This window comes from Chryseobacterium sp. SG20098 (genome assembly GCF_031844745.1).
Classification (GTDB): domain Bacteria; phylum Bacteroidota; class Bacteroidia; order Flavobacteriales; family Weeksellaceae; genus Chryseobacterium; species Chryseobacterium cucumeris.
On the sequence record NZ_CP134622.1, the window covers coordinates 153,165 to 171,093 of the forward strand.

A 17,929-nucleotide genomic window follows, 5' to 3' on the forward strand; every position below is an offset into this window, starting at 1 on the left:
ATTTAGTGTTATAATTTTCTAGTGTTATATTGCAATATTACGATGTTTTTGTTCAAAAAAATGCCTTAACAGCATTGTTTTATACTAACATCCTGATTAAAAAACAGGTTGAATTCATTTTGAAACTGTTTCCAGTTGCTTTCATTAATGCAGTAGCATACAGATTTTCCTTCAATGGAACCTTTGATAATTCCAATATTCTTCAGCTCTTTTAAATGTTGGGAAATGGTAGCCTGAGCCAATCCAAGTTCTTCAACAAGATCATTACAGATACATGCTTTTTGATTAATGATATACTGTAAAATAGCGATTCTTGCCGGATGTCCCAAAACTTTAAGCAGAGAAGCCAGCTTATTTTGCTCGTCAGTATAAATTTCTGTTTTAGTAACTCCCATTGTTGTAATTTTATATTGCAATATTACGATGATAAATTAATATAACCATGAAAAAACTTATTAATTTCAGATAAATAAAATTAAATTATTGAATTTCAGTATATTAAAATTGTTTTGTTATGAATGATACAGTTGTAAATCAAAAAAGATGAAGCTTGTTTCCGCTTCATCTTTTGATTTGTTGTTACGGTAAACTAATCTTTTTACCTTGTTCCGGGAAGATATAATTTACCTTTAGAGGATTGTTTTTCAGTAGCTCTTTTTTGATAAGTTCTGGATTATCACCTGTCGGTTTTCTATGCGTAACTACTATATTAAGGCCTTCAAGGCTGCTTTGTCCTGTCTTTTCTTTGAGTTTGCTCAATTCCTCAATCAGCAGATTCGGAGTAAGGTGCCCGAACAGCAGATGTTCTGGCTGACTGTTGGGGAAAGAAACTTCAATTAATATCGTGTTGAGCTGTCTTTTTTTAACAAGTGGAGCTGTCCTATTCCAAAGTTGATCCAGACGGTCAGATTTTTCTATACGGTCTGCACCGGTATCTCCAAGATAAAGCAGATAATGATTTTCTCTTCTTACCAATGCGGCACTGCTTTTATATGGATTTACGTGGCTCAGTTCATAGCCTGTTATAAAAAAAGGTGTTTTAGGCGCTGGAATCTCAGTTCCTTCCTTGAGTTCATTATAATGGTATTTTCCAAGGATTGGTTTTTGTCCCTGATCTGCAAAATTGATCCAGGTATCTGTAATAAAGTAATGATTCTGTAAAATCTGAATCACAGGAGCTATGGCGAAAATATCTTTCTTGGAATCAGCCGGAGAATTGATGATAAGCCCTGACAAATGATCGAGATGACCGTGGGATACAAAATACCCTTTGATCTGATCTTTTAAAACCGTTTCTGCTGATCCTTCAAGACTTTTCAGTTCAATCGCTTTTCGTATTCCGGCATTTACGGTACCGGCATCCAGGCAGAGAAATGCATTGTCTTTTGGAGCGCCTACCAGATAGGCTGATAAATTGTCTTCCTGCTCACCACCATATATTCCTAAGGGAATTACATCAAAATTTTGTGCCTGGCAAACAATATTCAGAAGAACCAATAACGAAAGTGCTGTTTTTTTCATAATACGTATAATAGAAAACCATCTTTTTCGGGATGGACAGAGCAAATTTACGCTATTTTTTGACGACTGAAGCCGTCTATCAGTAAAGCCTGCTGAAATGAGCAGGCTTTACTCTTACGATTATTTTATTGAGGTTGTTGCTGGGTGACACAATGCACCATTCCTCCATTGGCGAATAAATTACGGCAATCGATTCCAACTACCTGTTTACCAGGATAGAGCTGTTGGATGATGTTGTTGGCAACCGCATCATTCGGGTCATTATAATTAGGAACCAATACACGGTTATTGGCAATATAATAATTGATGTATGAAGCGCGGCCCACATTTTTCCCGTAAGTAGTGATCACATCATTTCTTGTTAAAGGTACTTTTACAAACTGATAGGCAGCTCCGGTTTTTGTGGTTGCATCATACAGTTTATCAATATCTCCATTGGGAACCTGCCAGTAGTTAAGATCGTCCGGATTCATTGTGATAATGGTAGATGAATTAGCAAATCGGGCAAACCCATCGATGTGCATGTCTGTGATATCCAGACCGGCTTTTCCATTCAGCCAGATAAATTTGGTTACTCCGAGGTTTTTAGTAAATATGGCTTCTGCCTGTTGTTGCGTCATTCCCGGATTTCTGTTATTATTCAGAATAGAACTTTTACAAGCCATCAACACTCCGTTTCCGTCAATTTCCACACTTCCTCCTTCATTGATCATGACTGAATTAAGATTGATTTTTGGTATATTGGTATCGGCTGCTATTTTTGAAGGTATTACGTTACATTTGCTGTAATCGGCTTTGTTTCCCCAGCCGTTAAATCCCCAGTCCTGAATGAATAACTGTCCGTTCTGATCTTTTACATAAATAGGACCGTTATCCCTTACCCAGAAATCATCCGTTGGATAAATTTTGAAGTTGATATTGGTGAGAGAAACTCCAGCATTGTTGAGCAGGCCTATAATACGATTCTTTTCTGCACCGTCATAAGCAATAATGTGAACTTTTTCACTTTGTACAAGTTCTTTGGTCATGGCTACCCAGGTGGCGTCCAGACGGTTTCTGTAGGTAGTTCCATATTGATACTGATGTGGCCACTGAAGCCAGGTTCCTTCATGGGGAGCTGATTCTTCAGGCATTTTGTAAACAATGGTTTCCGGATTTACCGTACCCGGTAATTCTGTTAAGTCCGCTGATGAGCAGGATAATAGAAGAAGAGGTAATAATGGGAACATGATTTTCTTTTTTTGCATAACTGATCTATTTTTAACAGGGCAAAATTAGATCGATTGTTTTTCTTAAAGTTGTCCCAAATTGACAACTTACTTCAAAGGTAATAAAATATAGGTCAGTTGTTTTTCCTGATCATCTTCGTTTTCAGCATGATTTTCATACTTTTCAATGATAGGAGTGTGTGAAAACTCAAGACCTGAATTGAAAATCCAGCGTGAATAGATCTTCGTATACGTGTCGTCTATTGTTTCGTAGCTTCCATGATGGGTAAAGCGGGCATATTTACCTCCGAATATCACTTTTGAAGGTAGCTTTTTATTTCCGGACTGAACGGATGAGCATGCATCATAGCGGCAGTTGATTTCTGTTTTTATTAATGGTTCATCGGCTATAACTCCAAAATATTCTATCCCGGAGTCAGGGAAATCATTTTCCATGAACTTTTCCCACAGCACTTCAATCTCTTCATTGTTATAATAGGTGTTCATGCTCTGATAAAATACCTGCACAGGCTTCAGATATACAATTTCGGGTTCCAGTAAGACTTCTGAGATAACAGGGATGATGGCATCTCCACAAAGAAGTTGTTCCTTACTTTGTTTTGCAGCTTTAGGAGAAATCCCAAAATGTTGTTTAAAGGCTTTTGAAAAGGAAGCGATATTGGCAAAACCCACTTCAATGGCAATGGAGGTGAGATTTTCCTGAGTATAAAGAATCCGTTTATAGGCATTTTCTACTTTCAGCCTCTGTTGGAACGCACCTATTGTTTCCCCACAGCTGTACTTGAAAATGCGCTGGATATTCCGGTAAGAATAATGAGAAATGTCTTCCAGTTCCTTTACAGAAACAGGCTGATCATAATTCTTTTCCATGAAATTGATAACTCTGTAAATACAATTCAGGTTGTCTTCCATAAGCATTGAAATTGTCCGAAACTGGTGGTATGAAATAAATTACAAATAAAAGAAATAAAAAAAATATCTTGACAATATCGTATTTTAGCTTTCGGCAAAAATAGCTTTTAAAAAAAATGAATTTTACCGCTTTAAAACAAAAAACCAAAAAATACATTCAATATGGAAAAAGATTTGTCAGAATTAACCGATCAGGAGCTGATAGAGAAAAAAAGAACTATCGAAGCCAGAAATGTTGTGAATGCTATCATCCTGGGAGTATTGGCTGGAATTTCTATTTATAGTACCATAACCAAAGGGATCAGTTTCACTACTTTCTTACCGATACTTCTTGCTTTTTTTGTGGCCAACAGCTGGAATAAAGGAAAGAAAGGCTTGAAAAGGGAAATGGACTCCAGAAATGTGAAGTAATGCAGGAGTTTAACAGAAAAACAGAAATTGGTGCTGTAGCCTATTTTCGGTATTGCATCAGAAATGGAGATGTAAAAGGAGCATTAAGCTGTTTTCATCCTGAAGCAGTCTACATAGACCGCGATGGAAGAGAATGGAGAGGACCTGAGCAGATAGAAAGGGCAATGAATGAGATTTGTCGCTTAAAACTGGATATTCAGGGTGAAACTCCGCATATCACTGTTGTAAATGATCTGGCGATGTGGCAGGATCAGTGGGAAATAACGGGAACTGCTCCTGATGGGCATTCTATTCATATGACAGGCAATACTTCCTGTATCATGAAAAGAAATGAAGAAGGAGAGTGGCTATGGTTGGTTGACAATCCTTTCGGTTCTGCTGTGCTTAAAAATGACAATCTGGTATAAAGTCTTTCAGAAACAAATAAAAAACCTTCAGCTGAACTGAAGGTTTTACTTTTATAGTATTTTACTGATTTTTAGTTACGTAAGAATTGGCCAATCCCGGGAGAATCGAAAGTGAATGCATTCTGATTTTCAGATTTGTCAATTTTATTGCTGATCGTTAATGCCCAAAGCACCAGTTCTTTGCAGAAGTTCTGATCTTCTTTGCTCAATTCGGAAGCATTTTCTTCCACTACAGTTGTCAGAGGTTCTATCTTATCAAGTTTAGCATAGAATTCTTCATCCGTATCATTGTAATTAAGTTCTAAATGATTTTTGTTGAACCACCTGATCAGGTCAGTGTACGGTGTTTTGATCCCTTCTTTTTCCAGTTTTGAAATACGTGGGAACAGGCTTTCAAATTGGGTCATTACGGCTTTATCAATTAAGATTTTGGCTACGTAATCAGCACCTTCCTGTTCACCTTCATACACCAGTTCGATTTTCCCTGTGATTGATGGAATGATCGACATGAAGTCAAGCAGACGTACAGTAGTTCTCTCTGCTCCGGATTCAATTAAACGTAATTTGGCTGCTGCCATTAAATTTTCCATAGCACTGATGGTAAGACGGGCACTGACACCACTTTTCGCATCCACATATTCGCTGATACGGGCTGCAAAAGCAACTTCTTCCAGGAGATCTTTCGCCAGATCAGGAATCTGGATCTGTGCTTTATCTTCAGCAGAAATCAATGCTTCCTGTTCTGTAATTTGTCTTGCAAGAGCGATAGTTTTTGGATAATGGGTGAAAATCTGAGACCCGATCCTGTCTTTCAGCGGGGTTACAATACTTCCTCTGTTGGTATAGTCTTCCGGATTGGCTGTGAAAACAAACTGAATATCAAGCGGCATTCTCAGCTGGAATCCACGGATCTGAATATCTCCTTCCTGTAAAATATTAAACAGGGAAACCTGGATTCTGGCCTGCAGATCCGGCAATTCATTTAAAACAAAAATAGAGCGGTTGGCACGTGGAATCATTCCGTAATGTAAAACACGTTCATCGGAATAGGGTAGTTTCAAGGTAGCTGCTTTAATAGGGTCTATATCACCAATTAAATCTGCAACATTCACATCGGGAGTAGCCAGTTTTTCGTAGAAACGATGAGAACGGTGTACCCACGAAATTGGAGTTTCATCTCCTAATTCAGCAAGCAGATCTTTGGCAAACTTTGAAATGGGATGAAAAGGACTGTCATTAATTTCTGATCCCTTTACGATAGGCATATATTCATCAAGCAGATCAACCATGCTTCTTGCAATTCTTGTTTTTGCCTGGCCGCGTAGTCCCAATAAATTGATGTGGTGGCCGGCGAGTATTGCTTTTTTCAATTGCGGAACTACCGTGTCTTCATACCCCCAAAGTCCTTTAAATACGGGTTCTTTAGCTTTAATTCTTGCAATTAAATTGGCTTGGATTTCCTCATTAATTGTTTTATGAGTATAGCCGGATTTTTTTAATTCTTTGAATGTAATATCGTTTTTCATTGTCTTGTAATACTATTTATCAGATCAGGTTTTTATTTTAAATCATTTAAATCTGATCTTTATATTCTTCTTATTCTGTTTTTCTCGTAATCTTCAAAAATCATCTGTCCTAAGCCTGATAGCCCTGTGAGGAATGCTTTTCCTTTGTTTTGAGCTGTGAATTCCTCCACAAACTGACGCAGATAAGGATCCTGAGCAATCATGAAGGTGGTGATAGGAATTTTCAGTTTTCTTGCCTGCGCTGCTCTGTTGAAACATTGGTTTACAATTTTTTCATCCAGACCAAAGCTGTTCATATAAAATTCACCACTAGGAAGCTGAATACAACTAGGTTTCCCATCGGTGATCATAAAAATCTGTTTGTTGGTATTTCTTTTTCTGCGCAGAATATCCATGGCCAGCTCAAGTCCGGCTACGGTATTGGTATGATAAGGGCCTACCTTCAGATAGGGAAGGTCTTTGATCTTAATGGGCCAGGCTTCGTTACCAAAAACAATAATATCAATGGAATCTTTCGGATATTTACGCTTGATCAATTCCACGAGTGCCATAGCTACTTTTTTGGCTGGTGTAATTCGGTCCTCACCATATAAAATCATAGAGTGGCTGATGTCGATCATCAGGACGGTACTCATTTGTGCCTTGTGTTTTGTTTCCTCTACGATGAGGTCTTCTTCTGTCAGGCGAAGGTCTGAGATTCCGTTGTTGATCTGTGCATTTTTTAAACTTTCCGTCATATTCACGGCGGCAAGATCATCTCCGTATTGGAAGGAACGGTTTTCGCCATCTCTTTCATCCCCGATTCCTGTTTTGTTGGTCCTGTGATTTCCGGCTCCGTTTTTCTTCAGTTTTCCAAAAATCTGATCCAATGCATATTCACGAAGAGCGGCTTCAAGTTTCGGAGTTAATATATTTTTACCTTTTCCACTTCCTGTGTTGCTTTCTTCAGGATCTTCTTCCCTAATGTAGCCTCGTTTTTTCAGATCTTCTTCAAAATCCTGAAGGGTGTATTCATCACTGAAAATATCATATTCCTGATCAAGCATGTCCAGCCACTCGAAAGCTTCTTCAATATCTCCGGAGGTGTGGGTAAGCAAATCTTTGAAAACATCAAAGATGCGGTCAAAATGTGATAATTCCTCCGGCACATGTTTACTGAATATAAATCCTTTTCCTGGATTAAAATTTTTATCTGTCATAAGATGATAAAGAGGTTTTGCAGTTATTTGCTTTTGAATATTTCAGAAAATGTAATGAATTGTCTGAAGTATTCTTTATTTCGTTTCAAACTGAAAAGTTATGAAAATATCATCGCAAGATTTCCGTAGAAAAATAGAAAATACTAATGATGGTGATATGGAATAAGAATATAACAGCTTGTTGTTTGATAGAGCTTAAAAAGAATCTAAAATTAACTGCGGTAGTGAGTTACTGTCAAAATGGAAATAATAAAGCTCCGGATTATTCCGGAGCTTATTACACATCATCTTACTATTAATACATGGTTACCATCCTAAATAATATTCAGGATCTAACCATTAGGGCCAGTCTAATTTAAAATGAGTCTGAAGCATTTTTTCTGCTTCACAGAAAGCACCTTCCACCCAGCCTTGCTGATCAGAATACGCTTCCCCGATAATATGAATCTGTTCATCCATCAACGGTTTTCTCATATAAGGCATCACATCTTTTACGGAGAAACCTGCTTTCCATGCATGATATCCAGCACCGTAAGGATCATCTGTCCAGTCTCTGAAATAGGTTACATACGGTTGAGGAATATCTACTCCGTGTAATTCTTTCAGCTGATTTATCAATTCATTCACCATGAATTCTGTAGCCTGAACATCGTCAAACTTATGCAATTCTTCCAATGAAGCAGATCTTGCAGCTCTTACTTTAAACAGCACTTTGTCATCAGAAAGTGCTTTCCAGAATGTTTCTGTTTCCATATCACCATAGCTTCCCAATAACATTGAGTTTTTAGTTTCAGTATCGGTACCGAAATAATAACATTGTCTCATAGGTAAGTCTGTAATAGAATGCCCGGAATCAATCCCCAGATCTCTCCACCACGGACCTTCAAAACCCATAAGGATTTTAAATGCGGGCTCCATGATGATGGAACGGATATTTTCGTTCAGTTTCTGGTGTCTGTTGGCATCAAAAAAGAAGTTATTCTGATCCAGAAGTTCAAGTGATTTTCTTGGCATACCCAATACGATTGAATTGGCATACACTTTCCATGTTTCGTTGCTTTGTATATTCAGGAAAGTTAATTCGTATTTATGGGTAGCGGTCAAATGATGATCTTTGGTGAAAGTAATCAGCTTGTTTTCAGACCAGATGCGTGCTCCTTCATATTCCATATAAGTGTTGGCTACTTCATAGGCAATACTGTCATAGCCTTCCTCAATGGTTTTGTAGGTAGTATCAGCAGAGAAATCTCCTACAATATACGGAAACGCTTCTGCAGAATTCCAGTTGATGGTATTGGAATAATATCCTCCGGCATTTGCTAAGAACTCATATCCTTCCTGAGAAACCTGGTCTTTGATTAAGTTCCAGAAACCGATATCGTTTACCAGGCGTTTGTCATAAGGAGAACCCGGGAAATTGTAAACCATTCTTGGTTTTATAGCATCCCAGTCTCGGCTGGTCAGTTTGAAAGTGTAATCATAACCATTAGGATCAGCAGTAATCAGATCTTTATAGGTTGCAGCTACCCATGGGTCTGCCATTAAAACATTATATATAATTTTGTTGAATAACTGATCAGAGCTGAAACCTTCATCATTTTCATTCAGATAGTAGCGTGTAATCAGTTTATTGCCTTGTTTCTGTTCTTCTGTCCATGCATTCTGTTTGAAACGCTCTTTTCTGATGTACATCAACAGTTTGTCAGGGTCTCCCATATGGAAAGGAATAGGAGTCATTTTATCTTTCAGAACAGGGGTTCTTTTGCTCAGATCTGTTTCTTTCAATGGGTAACCTTCAATCAGAGTTGTTACAATTTCCTGAGAAGTCAGATAACGCATTCCTCCGAGTTCACCCCAGAAATTCATTCCCGGCATCATGACAGATTCCAGTCTTCCTCCTAATTTGTCACTCATATCGAAGATCTGGACTTCATGACCTTTGTATTTTTGGTCTGCTACCAAGCGAAAGGCTGTATATAATCCGGAAGTTCCGGCACCGATAATGGCTACTTCTACTTTCAGATCGCGCTGCATTCCTGGATACAGCGGTGTATTTTTGTTGACGTTTTCTTGATTCATGGTTTTATAATTTTTAAAGGGCTAAGAAATATTTATATCCTAATCGGAAGGGGGTAATATCGAAATCTGTATGTCCATCCAAGGCAAGATCCGACATGATTTTTCCTAAGAAAGGAGTGAATTTGGCTGCCCATCCGGTAGCGTACACCACAATGTTTTTATGGTTGGGAACATAAGACGGAGCAAAATCAATCAGTAGTTCTTTATTAGGAATTGTACTCAAAGCGATAAGGCATGTTGAAGTATATTCCGGAACGATGCTGAGTCCGCTCATATGATTCTTAATCCATTCTGAAGTATAAGCCAGTTCCTGAGGGTTGGGAATTAGTGTTCTGTCACTCGGTTCTTCCAAAGGTTTGATTACAAAATCCGGTGCTACACGAATGTATTCGGGATGATCCCATTCCACGGAAGGAAAGCCGTAGAATTGATTGCCGTTTTCTCCGCTTGCATTCTGAAATACAAACCATGTTGGATATTGTATCGTAGGGTCGGTCTTTTTAAAATAAGCAGAAGACATATTCCAGTAAGTGGCTTCTATTTTAAAATCAAGCAGATTGATCACACTGTTGATATAAGGTCCGGGAATGATGGCCAGTTTTTTAGCGATATAAATTCCGTTGGGTGTAGTAAGCTCAAAAAGATCACCGTTTTGTTTAATTTCAAGCACCGGAGAATCTTCTCTGAGTTCTACGGTTTCTTCCTTCTGACAAAGAGCTAAAAGTGTTTCAATAGTTGCTTTAAAATTGATGCTGGCACCATCAGGTTGGAACAGGCCTGTATAATTATCCGGTAAATTTTTGAAATGATACTGCTCTTCAATTTCCTTTGATGTTAAAGTCGTATAAGGAACTCCTAAAGCCTGTAATGCTTTTTCTGCCTCCGCAATATTTCCTTCAGTGGAGTGTACTTCAGGGTCTCCAAACCAAAGTGTTCCAACTTTATCCAGCAATTGGGCGTCTGTCTTTTTCTGCAATTCATCCCAATAAGGCTGTGCCTCTAAAGCCATTTGTACCATATATTCATCCGGATAAGGAATCCGGAACTGGCGTGATACTCCTGCAGAGCTGCCTAATTGATTCACAAAAGTATATTGTTCCAGTACTAAAGTCTTAGCCTGACGCTGACCGAGATGATAAGCTGTAGCCAGTCCTATTGCTCCTCCGCCAATGACGATTACGTCGTAGTTTTCTGTAATCATAGGTTATTTTGTTTTATGTTTTATAATCGTAAGAAGAAATACAGAAAAGTAAAGACATCCATATGAAGGAATGAACCCTCATTACTAATTTTTAATACTCTCTGAATCTTATTTACTACGATAGTTTAAGTGTTGAGACCAATCTTCCGGTACATGTGAATATTCTGGTTTTCCATTGAATAGTGTCACGGTTAATAAGCCTTTCAAAGTAACAAAGAAGAGCATATATCTTCTTAGAGTGTTAATTACCAAATGTGGTATTGAGTAGAAATACGGAATGCCAGGAAATCCATATCCAGAAGGCTGTTTCAATAATTACAAGGTGGATATGGAATAAGTGGTCTATGAGTTATATGCTCATTTTTTTGACTTATTGTTTACTATTTGTAATAAAATGAACAGAAAAATAATATTTTACTGAGCCTCAACTTTTTGCAATTGATCTAAAAAAATAGATTTACATACATAAAACTGAATGTTTACAAAGCATTTTAATAGTAAAAAAAAATAAATTCTGTGAGTTTAATCAAATATTCATTATTATAAGAAGACAAAAATTACTTTAACTTTGCCAATTGAATGATGTATGCATATTATGAAATTATTGAAAATAATGCTATATTGTTAAAGGCTAATATCTAATGGACTTATGTCATCAGGAAATTAATTTAACTGATAAACAAATATGAAAAATAAATTCTTAAATTTTAAATTGAGAAAACTTGTTCATTACTCTTTGATCCTTTGTATTTTACTGATACAGGTCATTATTGCCACATTTTTCTACAATGAATTTGTCAATGGGAAGAAGCTGAAGTTTATTAAAGATCAGCTTGAGGAAAGCCGTGCATTGGGAGGATTGACTGATAATTCCAGGAAAGATTTCATGGATGCACAGGATCATCTTCAAAAATATATGGCGACTCAGGATAATAATGATCTGCAGCTCTATTTCCAGTCATTGAGAAAGCTTAAGACTAATTTTGATAAAATTGGTGAATATGAAAATACAAGTCCGAGACTGAAAAAAAATCTGGCGCTTCGTAGCAAGGATACCTTAAAGACTGCAAAATTGAAGACATTGATAGATTCAGTGTACCAGACTTCTCTGAATCCACCGGCAAAAATTGAGGATAAGCAGTATGAGCCTGCCAAGTATAAAAATGATTTTGAAGATTTCAAGATTCAAACCCGTACGTATGCGGATACGGTTAAAAAGAAAGGCTTTTTCGGGCGTTTAAAAGATGCGGTAACAGGGAAAGTAGATGTTCAGAAGGAGAGTACGGTGATTACGATGACCAATAATAAAACTATAGATCTTTCTCAGGTAAAATCCAAAATGGACAATACGATAAAATCTATAGACAAGCATTATGCAGCTGAAGTAAAAAAGGTTCAGCTCCTTGCAGCCATTAGTCAGAAAAATAACTTACAGTTTTACAGCAATTTCAGTAAACTGTTGGTGTACAGTAATAACTTAATAGAAGTATACGAAAATGCTATCAAAGATTTTAAATCTGAACTGGAAAGAGAATACAACGAGCAGAGTTCGAATAATAACAAGATAAGGACTTATCTCGTATTGGGACTGATGATTCTGATGTTTATTGTTTCTATTCTGATCATGTATTTTACAAGAATGGCTTTTGTTTATGAACAAAAACTGGATGCAGCCAATAAGGAAATTAAAAAGAACCTTAATTTCAAAAACAGGATTTTGGGAATGTTAAGTCATGACTTGAGATCTCCTTTGAAAATCATCAATATTTTCATAGATAAAATTCACAGATCTACTGAAGATGAGACGATAAAGGATTATCTTAAATCCATCAAGTTTACCAACAGCACTTTGCTTCTGCAATCTAACCAGATTCTGGAATACACTAAAAATGAAAATGCAGAAAAAGAACTTATAAAATCTGTTTTTAACCTTAAAGATGAGATCAGTTCTATTGTAAAGGTCATTACTCCTTATCTGGAAACGAGAAACAACAGGTTTGCGGTCACAGACAGAATCCCTGAAAATCTAGTAGTGTATTCGGATAATATCAGAATCAATCAGATTTTTATGAATATTCTGGGAAATGCCAACAAGTTTACAGAAAACGGACAGATTGATCTTGTATTGGCTACAGAATCCCTTGGAGACAATAAAATTACCCTGATCACAACAGTAGCAGATACCGGAGTAGGAATATCAGAAGCTGATCTCGGTAAAATTTTTGATCCTTATTATCAGGGAATGGTTTCTGATGAAGTGGATAATCTGGGAGCGGGACTTGGGCTTAATCTGGTAAAAGAAATTGTAGAACTTTTCGATGGCGATATATCTGTGGAAAGCAAATTGCATAAAGGAACTAAAGTGACATTCAGGATCAATTTAAATAGTAATAATAATGGAAACACCAATTCAAAATAAAGAGATTATATTCCTTCTGGCAGACGACCACAGTATTGTACGTCAGGGAATGGAAATTGTGATCAGTGATATTGTTCCTAACGCTAAAGTGTATCAGACTTCATCCCTACATCAGGTCTTGGAGCTCATAGAATCAAAAGGAATAGAGATGGCTATCATTGATGCCCATTTCCCGGACGGAAACAGTCTTCATATTTTACCTCAGATGAAAAGTGTAAATCCTGATATTAAAATTTTGATTTTTACAGGACTTGAAGAAGAGTTGCATGGTCTTAAATTCATCAAAGCCGGTGCTGATGGTTATCTGAGTAAACTGAGTGAAGAGGAAGAGGTAAGGGAAGCGATCACGGCCTTTATCGAGAAGGGTGAATATTTCTCTGCTCTTTTACGAAATCTATTGGTACAGTTTGTTTACAACCCGGATCTGATAAGTCCCCTCAACATTTTAACCAAAAGAGAAATGGAGATTGCAGAACTTTATGCTGAAGGGTATGGAAACCTGGAAATTTCAAACAGTCTGAATATCAAACAAAATACAGTAAGCACAATCAAAAAGAATATTTTTGAAAAACTAAAGATCGAAAATATAGTTGAGCTGGTAGAGCTTGTCAAAACCCATCATAAACTATAGTATTTCAGGATAATCACCACTTCAATGAGTCAGGATATTATATTTCATCGATAAATATCTATAAGTCGATCGATATGTATCGATGGGGTTTATAGGGAATTTTATTTGAGAATGTTGTTCCTTTGTACTATGAAATTTAAGTAATGAAAAAGCAACTGAGAAATGCTTTTTAACTTCTGAAGTTTCAAACACAAAAACAACAAATGATTATAACTATACAAATAATAAAACTGTAGTTATAGAAACACAAATGATGAAAAATTAATAAACACTGATGAAATTAGAAGTGTATGAATAACCTTAACCGGACTTCTTAAAAAAGCCAAATGATCAAAAAAAACACAAACACATATAGTGAGGTTCAGTGATAGGTTACATTACAAACACAAAAAGGAGGCATACAGCCTCCTTTTTGCGTTTTTTATCAAATGATAAACAAATGCTGCCATCGATGCTTTAGTTTTGCATCAAAAAAAGATGTCAGGAGAAAAAGACTTAGCGGTACTGATTCAGAATATGGAACCCGTATTGAATAGAGGAGAATATGTATTTTGTACTGTTGAAACTTTAGGTGGAATACAGGATATCGATAGAATTCTGTTTTTCTTTCGGGAAACTGAAGCGGTCACTATTGTTTTAGAAAAAAATATTGCAGATGAATGGTCTTTAGACTACAGTTATATTTCTTCCTGGATTACCTTGAATATTCACTCTTCTCTGGAAGCGGTAGGACTTACTGCAGCTTTTGCCAATGCTTTGAGAAAGGAGAATATTAGTTGTAACGTAGTGGCAGCTTATTTTCATGATCATATTTTTGTAGCAGTAAAAGACGCTGAAAAATCAATGGATGCCCTTGATGCATTGAGATCAGCTCAGAAGCTTTAAACATTGTTTTGAGTTTTTACTTTTTATTTTCACCTTGTAAAATGTCTAATTGGGCGGCTAAAATGTCCTGTTGATAAAGCTTATAAGTGTTCTTCCTGTTTTTGTGTTTTATGTTTGCACCATAATCATACAAAAATAAACGACAATGAAAACAATCAGAAAAATCTCAGCCGTAAGCTTATTATGTTTAACTCTTTTTACGGTAGTGACCGTATCCTGTACTGAAGAAAATGAACCTCCCACGACACAGGAGATACAAAATAACAGCCACCAAACTGCCAAAACTCAATTCATAACTGTTAAAGGAAATGCCATTGCCTACCGTGTTTTAGGAAAAGAAGACGGAGTTCCTCTGGTTCTTCTTCCGGGATTGGGAGGTTCAATGGATGACTGGGATCCTGCAGTGACTGATGGACTGGCCAAGAAGTATAAGGTAATTATCTTTGACAATAAAGGTGTCGCTTCTTCAAAAGGAACAACGCCCAATACGGTTCAGGCGATGGCTGATGATGCTGTAGATTTTATTAAAGCTCTACATTATACCAAAGTGAATATCATGGGATTTTCAATGGGTGGATTTATTGCACAGAGAATAGTACTGACTAACCCTTCACTGATCAATAAAGTGATTTTAACAGGTACAGGCCCACAGGGAGCAATCGGGTTATCTAATCTTCCCAATATTATTGCAGGAACAGCCGGATTAAGCCCGGAAGCTTCATTTCTGAAATTCGGTTTTACAGAATCTGCTCAAAGTATTGCAGAAGGAAAAGCATCTTTCGCAAGGGTTCAGCTTCGTACTACGGATAGGGATCTTTCTTTAAGTGATGCCACTTCAAACTCGCAGTTTACCGCTGTATTGAGTTGGGCTCAACCTAATCCTGATGCCCTTACAGAAATACAAAAAATCAAAAATCCGGTACTCATTGTTCATGGTGAAAACGACCTTCCGGTATCTGTTCAGAATGCGAAAAATATGGCTCAGCATTTAGACCATGCAGAACTGGTAATTTTCCCGGATTCAGGACACGCTTCTTTCTATCAATATCATGATGCATTTGTTGGAAAAGCCATTGAATTCCTTGGAGAATAAATTAAAATAATATCAATATATTCATGAAAAACTCGCTGAAGTCCTCAGCGAGTTTTGTGTTGATGGATAAAAAAATTAATTGAATTTCTTCACAGCCTCTTCACTCACTGGAGTAAAAAAGTTAATCATATTGCCATCCGGATCACAGAACAGGAGAGATCTGTTTCCCCAGGGCATTGTTGTGGGCTCTTGAATAATTTCGGAAGCTATACTTTTGATTCTTTCATATTCTTCGTCAACATTTTTAACCAAAAACTCAATGATGGTTGATTTTGTTCCTGCAAAATCGGTAAGACCTTCCGAGAACATTTTCATTGTTCGTGTACTTCCGACAGCGATCGTAATAGAATCTGTAGAAAGTTCTGCAAAATCTTCCGTATACCATGTGGCAGTTATACCCAAGATCTGTTCATAAAATGCTACTGTTGCTTTAATGTCTTTGCTGATCATTCTTAATGAGGTAAGTTTCATAAGGATACTTATTTGTTTAAACTAATTATAAGCAAAGGTAACAGGTATTTATGACAACAGACTGTCAGTAGAAATAAACGATTTTTAATTTGAATAATTTTACTAATAAAAATTAGCAATATGAATTAACTGTTTAACGTTGATGATCTGTATTTTCCGTCCTTCGGATCTGATGAGTTTTTCCTGTTTGAAATCATTGATGATACGCGCTAAAGTTTCTCTGGCCGTTCCTACCATATTGGCAAGATCCACACGAGAAAGTGTAATAAATACTTCTTCATCAGGAGCATCACTTGATTTATATTTATCATGAAGAATCAGCAGGCTGAGAGCGGCTCTTTCTCTTACGGTACGATGAGATAAAACAGCAATAAGGTTGGCCATCACACTGAATTCATGACTCAAAGATTTCAGTAACAACCTTGAAAGTACTGATGATTGGCTTAGAATATCCAGAAAGCTGTCTTTCGAAATAAAAGAAATAACTGAATTCTCCAGTGTTGAGGTCGTATCTCCATAAGATTCGTTGCTCAGGATCGCAGAATAGCCGAAAAATTCTCCGGAACTGTAAATGTAAATAATCTGTTCCCTTCCGTCATTATCAACCTTGTATTTCTTTATTTTACCCTCATTCAGGTAGTAAACGCCGTTAGGTTTTGTCCCGTCCGTAAATATGGGCTCATTTTTACGGTAGTTTTTGGTTTTCATTGCTCCTGTAAGCAGATTTTTGTCATACTCGGGGAGTTCATCAAAAAGATACTGATTATTGAAAATAAATTTTGAGATCATAATTTTTTATACGGCTGTTGAATTTACGCTCAGTTTTTAACTTAAATCACATTTTAAACCCATCTATATCACATGGTTTTTTTTCTGAACGAATTACTTTTACAAAAGTAATAAAATTGGTACTGAAATAAGAAACAGAACATTTCAGAGAGGTTTTAAAGGCATTTTCATGTCATAGACTGATCTGTTATTTGTTACGGAAAAAGTAGAATTTTACGTTAAAGGGGATTCCGTAATTCTATAAAGAACACTGGATAAATAGTTAAGCGGATATGTTTTTCACGGCTTTATGCTGACATTTCTAATTTATTTTTTTTGCTTATTTATTTTATCCAGCTGTTTTTTGAGTAAAATTTTAAAAAAACACAATATACAACCCTTATAGAAATTTAAAATGTTCAGGCACAGAGGGAGAAACAGAACCTATTTTCATAATCTTAAGCTGGCATCAGCACTTTCTTTTGTTGCCGGAATAGTGAATATTGTGGGAGTATTATCTGTTAAAATACTTACCACTAACATAACGGGGCACTTTGCCTTCTTTTCCGAAGAAATTCTACTCAGTCATTATAGTGAAGCTCTTACTTATCTTGTCTTTATTATGTGCTTTCTGGGAGGAGCATTCTGCTCAAGCTTTATGGTTGAATTTTCTTCCGGACGTAGCATGTTTCGCCCGCATCTTATTCCTTTGATTACTGAAATTCTGATATTAGGTTTTGTGGGACTATCAGATGATAGGCTACTGAAACTATCAATATCTCCTTATACCATTGCCGGTCTTTTGCTTTTTGCAATGGGAGTTCAGAATTCATTAGTAACAAGAGTATCCCAGTCTGTGGTGAGAACGACTCATCTTACGGGATTATTTACTGATCTGGGAATAGAACTTTCAAAACTTTTCTTTAAAGAACGGGAAAATGAAAAGAAACAGCTTACAAAGAACATCACTCTTAAACTGGTGATTATCGCCTTCTTTTTTTCAGGATGCATTATTGGCGGTTTTGGGTATAGCATGATCGGTCTCAAAACATTGATGATTACAGCAGGATTTCTGTTTTGTGTGATCCGGTATGATAAGCTTCTGTACAGATATTATGCTTTAAAAAGGAGATTAAGATAGAACAGAGAATAAAAAAGGATATTCCCATCATTGGAA

Annotated in this window: 17 protein-coding genes; 7 read left to right on the forward strand and 10 right to left on the reverse strand. The window is 36.7% G+C overall.

Going from position 1 to position 17,929, the window contains the following annotated elements:
- Positions 1–65: 65 nt before the first annotated feature.
- From RHP76_RS00690 to RHP76_RS00705, 4 genes are all read right to left on the reverse strand, one after another.
- Entirely contained in the window at positions 66–395 is a 330-nt protein-coding gene (locus RHP76_RS00690; RefSeq protein ID WP_062670547.1) for an ArsR/SmtB family transcription factor, read from the reverse strand.
- A 184-nt stretch (positions 396–579) separates the two neighbouring features.
- Positions 580–1,521 (reverse strand): 3',5'-cyclic-nucleotide phosphodiesterase, encoded by a 942-nt coding sequence (locus RHP76_RS00695; protein WP_120230746.1) that lies wholly within the window; start codon positions 1,519–1,521, stop codon positions 580–582.
- A gap of 125 nt (positions 1,522–1,646) precedes the next feature.
- Complete coding sequence (locus tag RHP76_RS00700) at positions 1,647–2,768, reverse strand: agmatine deiminase family protein (RefSeq protein WP_216444905.1); 1,122 nt, start codon at positions 2,766–2,768, stop codon at positions 1,647–1,649.
- Positions 2,769–2,837: 69 nt separating this feature from the next.
- Positions 2,838–3,662: an AraC family transcriptional regulator gene (locus tag RHP76_RS00705; protein ID WP_311229238.1), complete on the reverse strand. Its 825-nt coding sequence runs from the start codon at positions 3,660–3,662 to the stop codon at positions 2,838–2,840.
- Positions 3,663–3,824: 162 nt separating this feature from the next.
- Here RHP76_RS00705 and RHP76_RS00710 point away from each other — a divergent pair, with 162 nt between their 5' ends.
- Complete coding sequence (locus RHP76_RS00710) at positions 3,825–4,073, forward strand: hypothetical protein (RefSeq protein ID WP_062670538.1); 249 nt, start codon at positions 3,825–3,827, stop codon at positions 4,071–4,073.
- Positions 4,073–4,480, forward strand: a complete 408-nt coding sequence (locus RHP76_RS00715) for a YybH family protein (RefSeq protein ID WP_062670536.1) — start codon at positions 4,073–4,075, stop codon at positions 4,478–4,480. The genes RHP76_RS00710 and RHP76_RS00715 overlap by 1 nt, the downstream gene beginning before the upstream one ends.
- 71 nt (positions 4,481–4,551) lie before the next feature.
- Here RHP76_RS00715 and RHP76_RS00720 read toward each other — a convergent pair whose 3' ends face one another.
- The 4 genes from RHP76_RS00720 to RHP76_RS00735 all read right to left on the reverse strand — a co-directional run bounded on the left by RHP76_RS00720 (position 4,552) and on the right by RHP76_RS00735 (position 10,485).
- A complete protein-coding gene (locus RHP76_RS00720) occupies positions 4,552–6,006 on the reverse strand; it encodes a sigma 54-interacting transcriptional regulator (protein WP_311229239.1) in 1,455 nt (484 codons plus the stop codon).
- Between the two features lie 59 nt (positions 6,007–6,065).
- Entirely contained in the window at positions 6,066–7,205 is a 1,140-nt protein-coding gene (locus RHP76_RS00725; RefSeq protein WP_120230749.1) for a vWA domain-containing protein, read from the reverse strand.
- 339 nt (positions 7,206–7,544) lie between these two features.
- On the reverse strand, positions 7,545–9,284 hold the full coding sequence (locus RHP76_RS00730) for a flavin monoamine oxidase family protein (protein WP_311229240.1): 1,740 nt from the start codon (positions 9,282–9,284) through the stop codon (positions 7,545–7,547).
- A 13-nt stretch (positions 9,285–9,297) separates the two neighbouring features.
- Positions 9,298–10,485 (reverse strand): FAD-dependent oxidoreductase, encoded by a 1,188-nt coding sequence (locus tag RHP76_RS00735; RefSeq protein ID WP_062670528.1) that lies wholly within the window; start codon positions 10,483–10,485, stop codon positions 9,298–9,300.
- A gap of 685 nt (positions 10,486–11,170) precedes the next feature.
- Between RHP76_RS00735 and RHP76_RS00740 the strand changes: the two genes are divergently transcribed.
- The 4 genes from RHP76_RS00740 (at position 11,171) to RHP76_RS00755 (ending at position 15,513) form a co-directional block, all read left to right on the forward strand.
- Positions 11,171–12,904, forward strand: a complete 1,734-nt coding sequence (locus tag RHP76_RS00740; protein ID WP_120230751.1) for a sensor histidine kinase — start codon at positions 11,171–11,173, stop codon at positions 12,902–12,904.
- On the forward strand, positions 12,882–13,535 hold the full coding sequence (locus tag RHP76_RS00745; protein WP_062670524.1) for a response regulator transcription factor: 654 nt from the start codon (positions 12,882–12,884) through the stop codon (positions 13,533–13,535). Before RHP76_RS00740 ends, RHP76_RS00745 begins: the two co-directional genes overlap by 23 nt.
- 477 nt (positions 13,536–14,012) lie before the next feature.
- Positions 14,013–14,420 (forward strand): ACT domain-containing protein, encoded by a 408-nt coding sequence (locus RHP76_RS00750; RefSeq protein ID WP_311229241.1) that lies wholly within the window; start codon positions 14,013–14,015, stop codon positions 14,418–14,420.
- A gap of 145 nt (positions 14,421–14,565) precedes the next feature.
- On the forward strand, positions 14,566–15,513 hold the full coding sequence (locus RHP76_RS00755) for an alpha/beta fold hydrolase (protein WP_120230753.1): 948 nt from the start codon (positions 14,566–14,568) through the stop codon (positions 15,511–15,513).
- Positions 15,514–15,588: 75 nt separating this feature from the next.
- Here RHP76_RS00755 and RHP76_RS00760 read toward each other — a convergent pair whose 3' ends face one another.
- Entirely contained in the window at positions 15,589–15,984 is a 396-nt protein-coding gene (locus RHP76_RS00760) for a VOC family protein (RefSeq protein ID WP_288442489.1), read from the reverse strand.
- A 102-nt stretch (positions 15,985–16,086) separates the two neighbouring features.
- A complete protein-coding gene (locus tag RHP76_RS00765; RefSeq protein ID WP_062670516.1) occupies positions 16,087–16,773 on the reverse strand; it encodes a Crp/Fnr family transcriptional regulator in 687 nt (228 codons plus the stop codon).
- Between the two features lie 394 nt (positions 16,774–17,167).
- Here RHP76_RS00765 and RHP76_RS00770 point away from each other — a divergent pair, with 394 nt between their 5' ends.
- Complete coding sequence (locus tag RHP76_RS00770) at positions 17,168–17,893, forward strand: YoaK family protein (protein ID WP_311229242.1); 726 nt, start codon at positions 17,168–17,170, stop codon at positions 17,891–17,893.
- Positions 17,894–17,929: the final 36 nt, after the last annotated feature.

Bases quoted from the DNA above. Each gene is read 5' to 3' on its own strand.
- RHP76_RS00730 (WP_311229240.1), bottom strand. From the start codon at position 9,284: ATGAATCAAGAAAACGTCAACAAAAATACACCGCTGTATCCAGGAATG.
- RHP76_RS00695 (WP_120230746.1), bottom strand. From the start codon at position 1,521: ATGAAAAAAACAGCACTTTCGTTATTGGTTCTTCTGAATATTGTTTGC.
- RHP76_RS00720 (WP_311229239.1), bottom strand. From the start codon at position 6,006: ATGAAAAACGATATTACATTCAAAGAATTAAAAAAATCCGGCTATACT.
- RHP76_RS00705 (WP_311229238.1), bottom strand. From the start codon at position 3,662: ATGGAAGACAACCTGAATTGTATTTACAGAGTTATCAATTTCATGGAA.
- RHP76_RS00735 (WP_062670528.1), bottom strand. From the start codon at position 10,485: ATGATTACAGAAAACTACGACGTAATCGTCATTGGCGGAGGAGCAATA.
- RHP76_RS00765 (WP_062670516.1), bottom strand. From the start codon at position 16,773: ATGATCTCAAAATTTATTTTCAATAATCAGTATCTTTTTGATGAACTC.
- RHP76_RS00770 (WP_311229242.1), top strand. From the start codon at position 17,168: ATGTTCAGGCACAGAGGGAGAAACAGAACCTATTTTCATAATCTTAAG.
- RHP76_RS00750 (WP_311229241.1), top strand. From the start codon at position 14,013: ATGTCAGGAGAAAAAGACTTAGCGGTACTGATTCAGAATATGGAACCC.
- RHP76_RS00760 (WP_288442489.1), bottom strand. From the start codon at position 15,984: ATGAAACTTACCTCATTAAGAATGATCAGCAAAGACATTAAAGCAACA.
- RHP76_RS00745 (WP_062670524.1), top strand. From the start codon at position 12,882: ATGGAAACACCAATTCAAAATAAAGAGATTATATTCCTTCTGGCAGAC.
- RHP76_RS00740 (WP_120230751.1), top strand. From the start codon at position 11,171: ATGAAAAATAAATTCTTAAATTTTAAATTGAGAAAACTTGTTCATTAC.
- RHP76_RS00755 (WP_120230753.1), top strand. From the start codon at position 14,566: ATGAAAACAATCAGAAAAATCTCAGCCGTAAGCTTATTATGTTTAACT.
- RHP76_RS00725 (WP_120230749.1), bottom strand. From the start codon at position 7,205: ATGACAGATAAAAATTTTAATCCAGGAAAAGGATTTATATTCAGTAAA.
- RHP76_RS00690 (WP_062670547.1), bottom strand. From the start codon at position 395: ATGGGAGTTACTAAAACAGAAATTTATACTGACGAGCAAAATAAGCTG.
- RHP76_RS00715 (WP_062670536.1), top strand. From the start codon at position 4,073: ATGCAGGAGTTTAACAGAAAAACAGAAATTGGTGCTGTAGCCTATTTT.
- RHP76_RS00700 (WP_216444905.1), bottom strand. From the start codon at position 2,768: ATGCAAAAAAAGAAAATCATGTTCCCATTATTACCTCTTCTTCTATTA.
- RHP76_RS00710 (WP_062670538.1), top strand. From the start codon at position 3,825: ATGGAAAAAGATTTGTCAGAATTAACCGATCAGGAGCTGATAGAGAAA.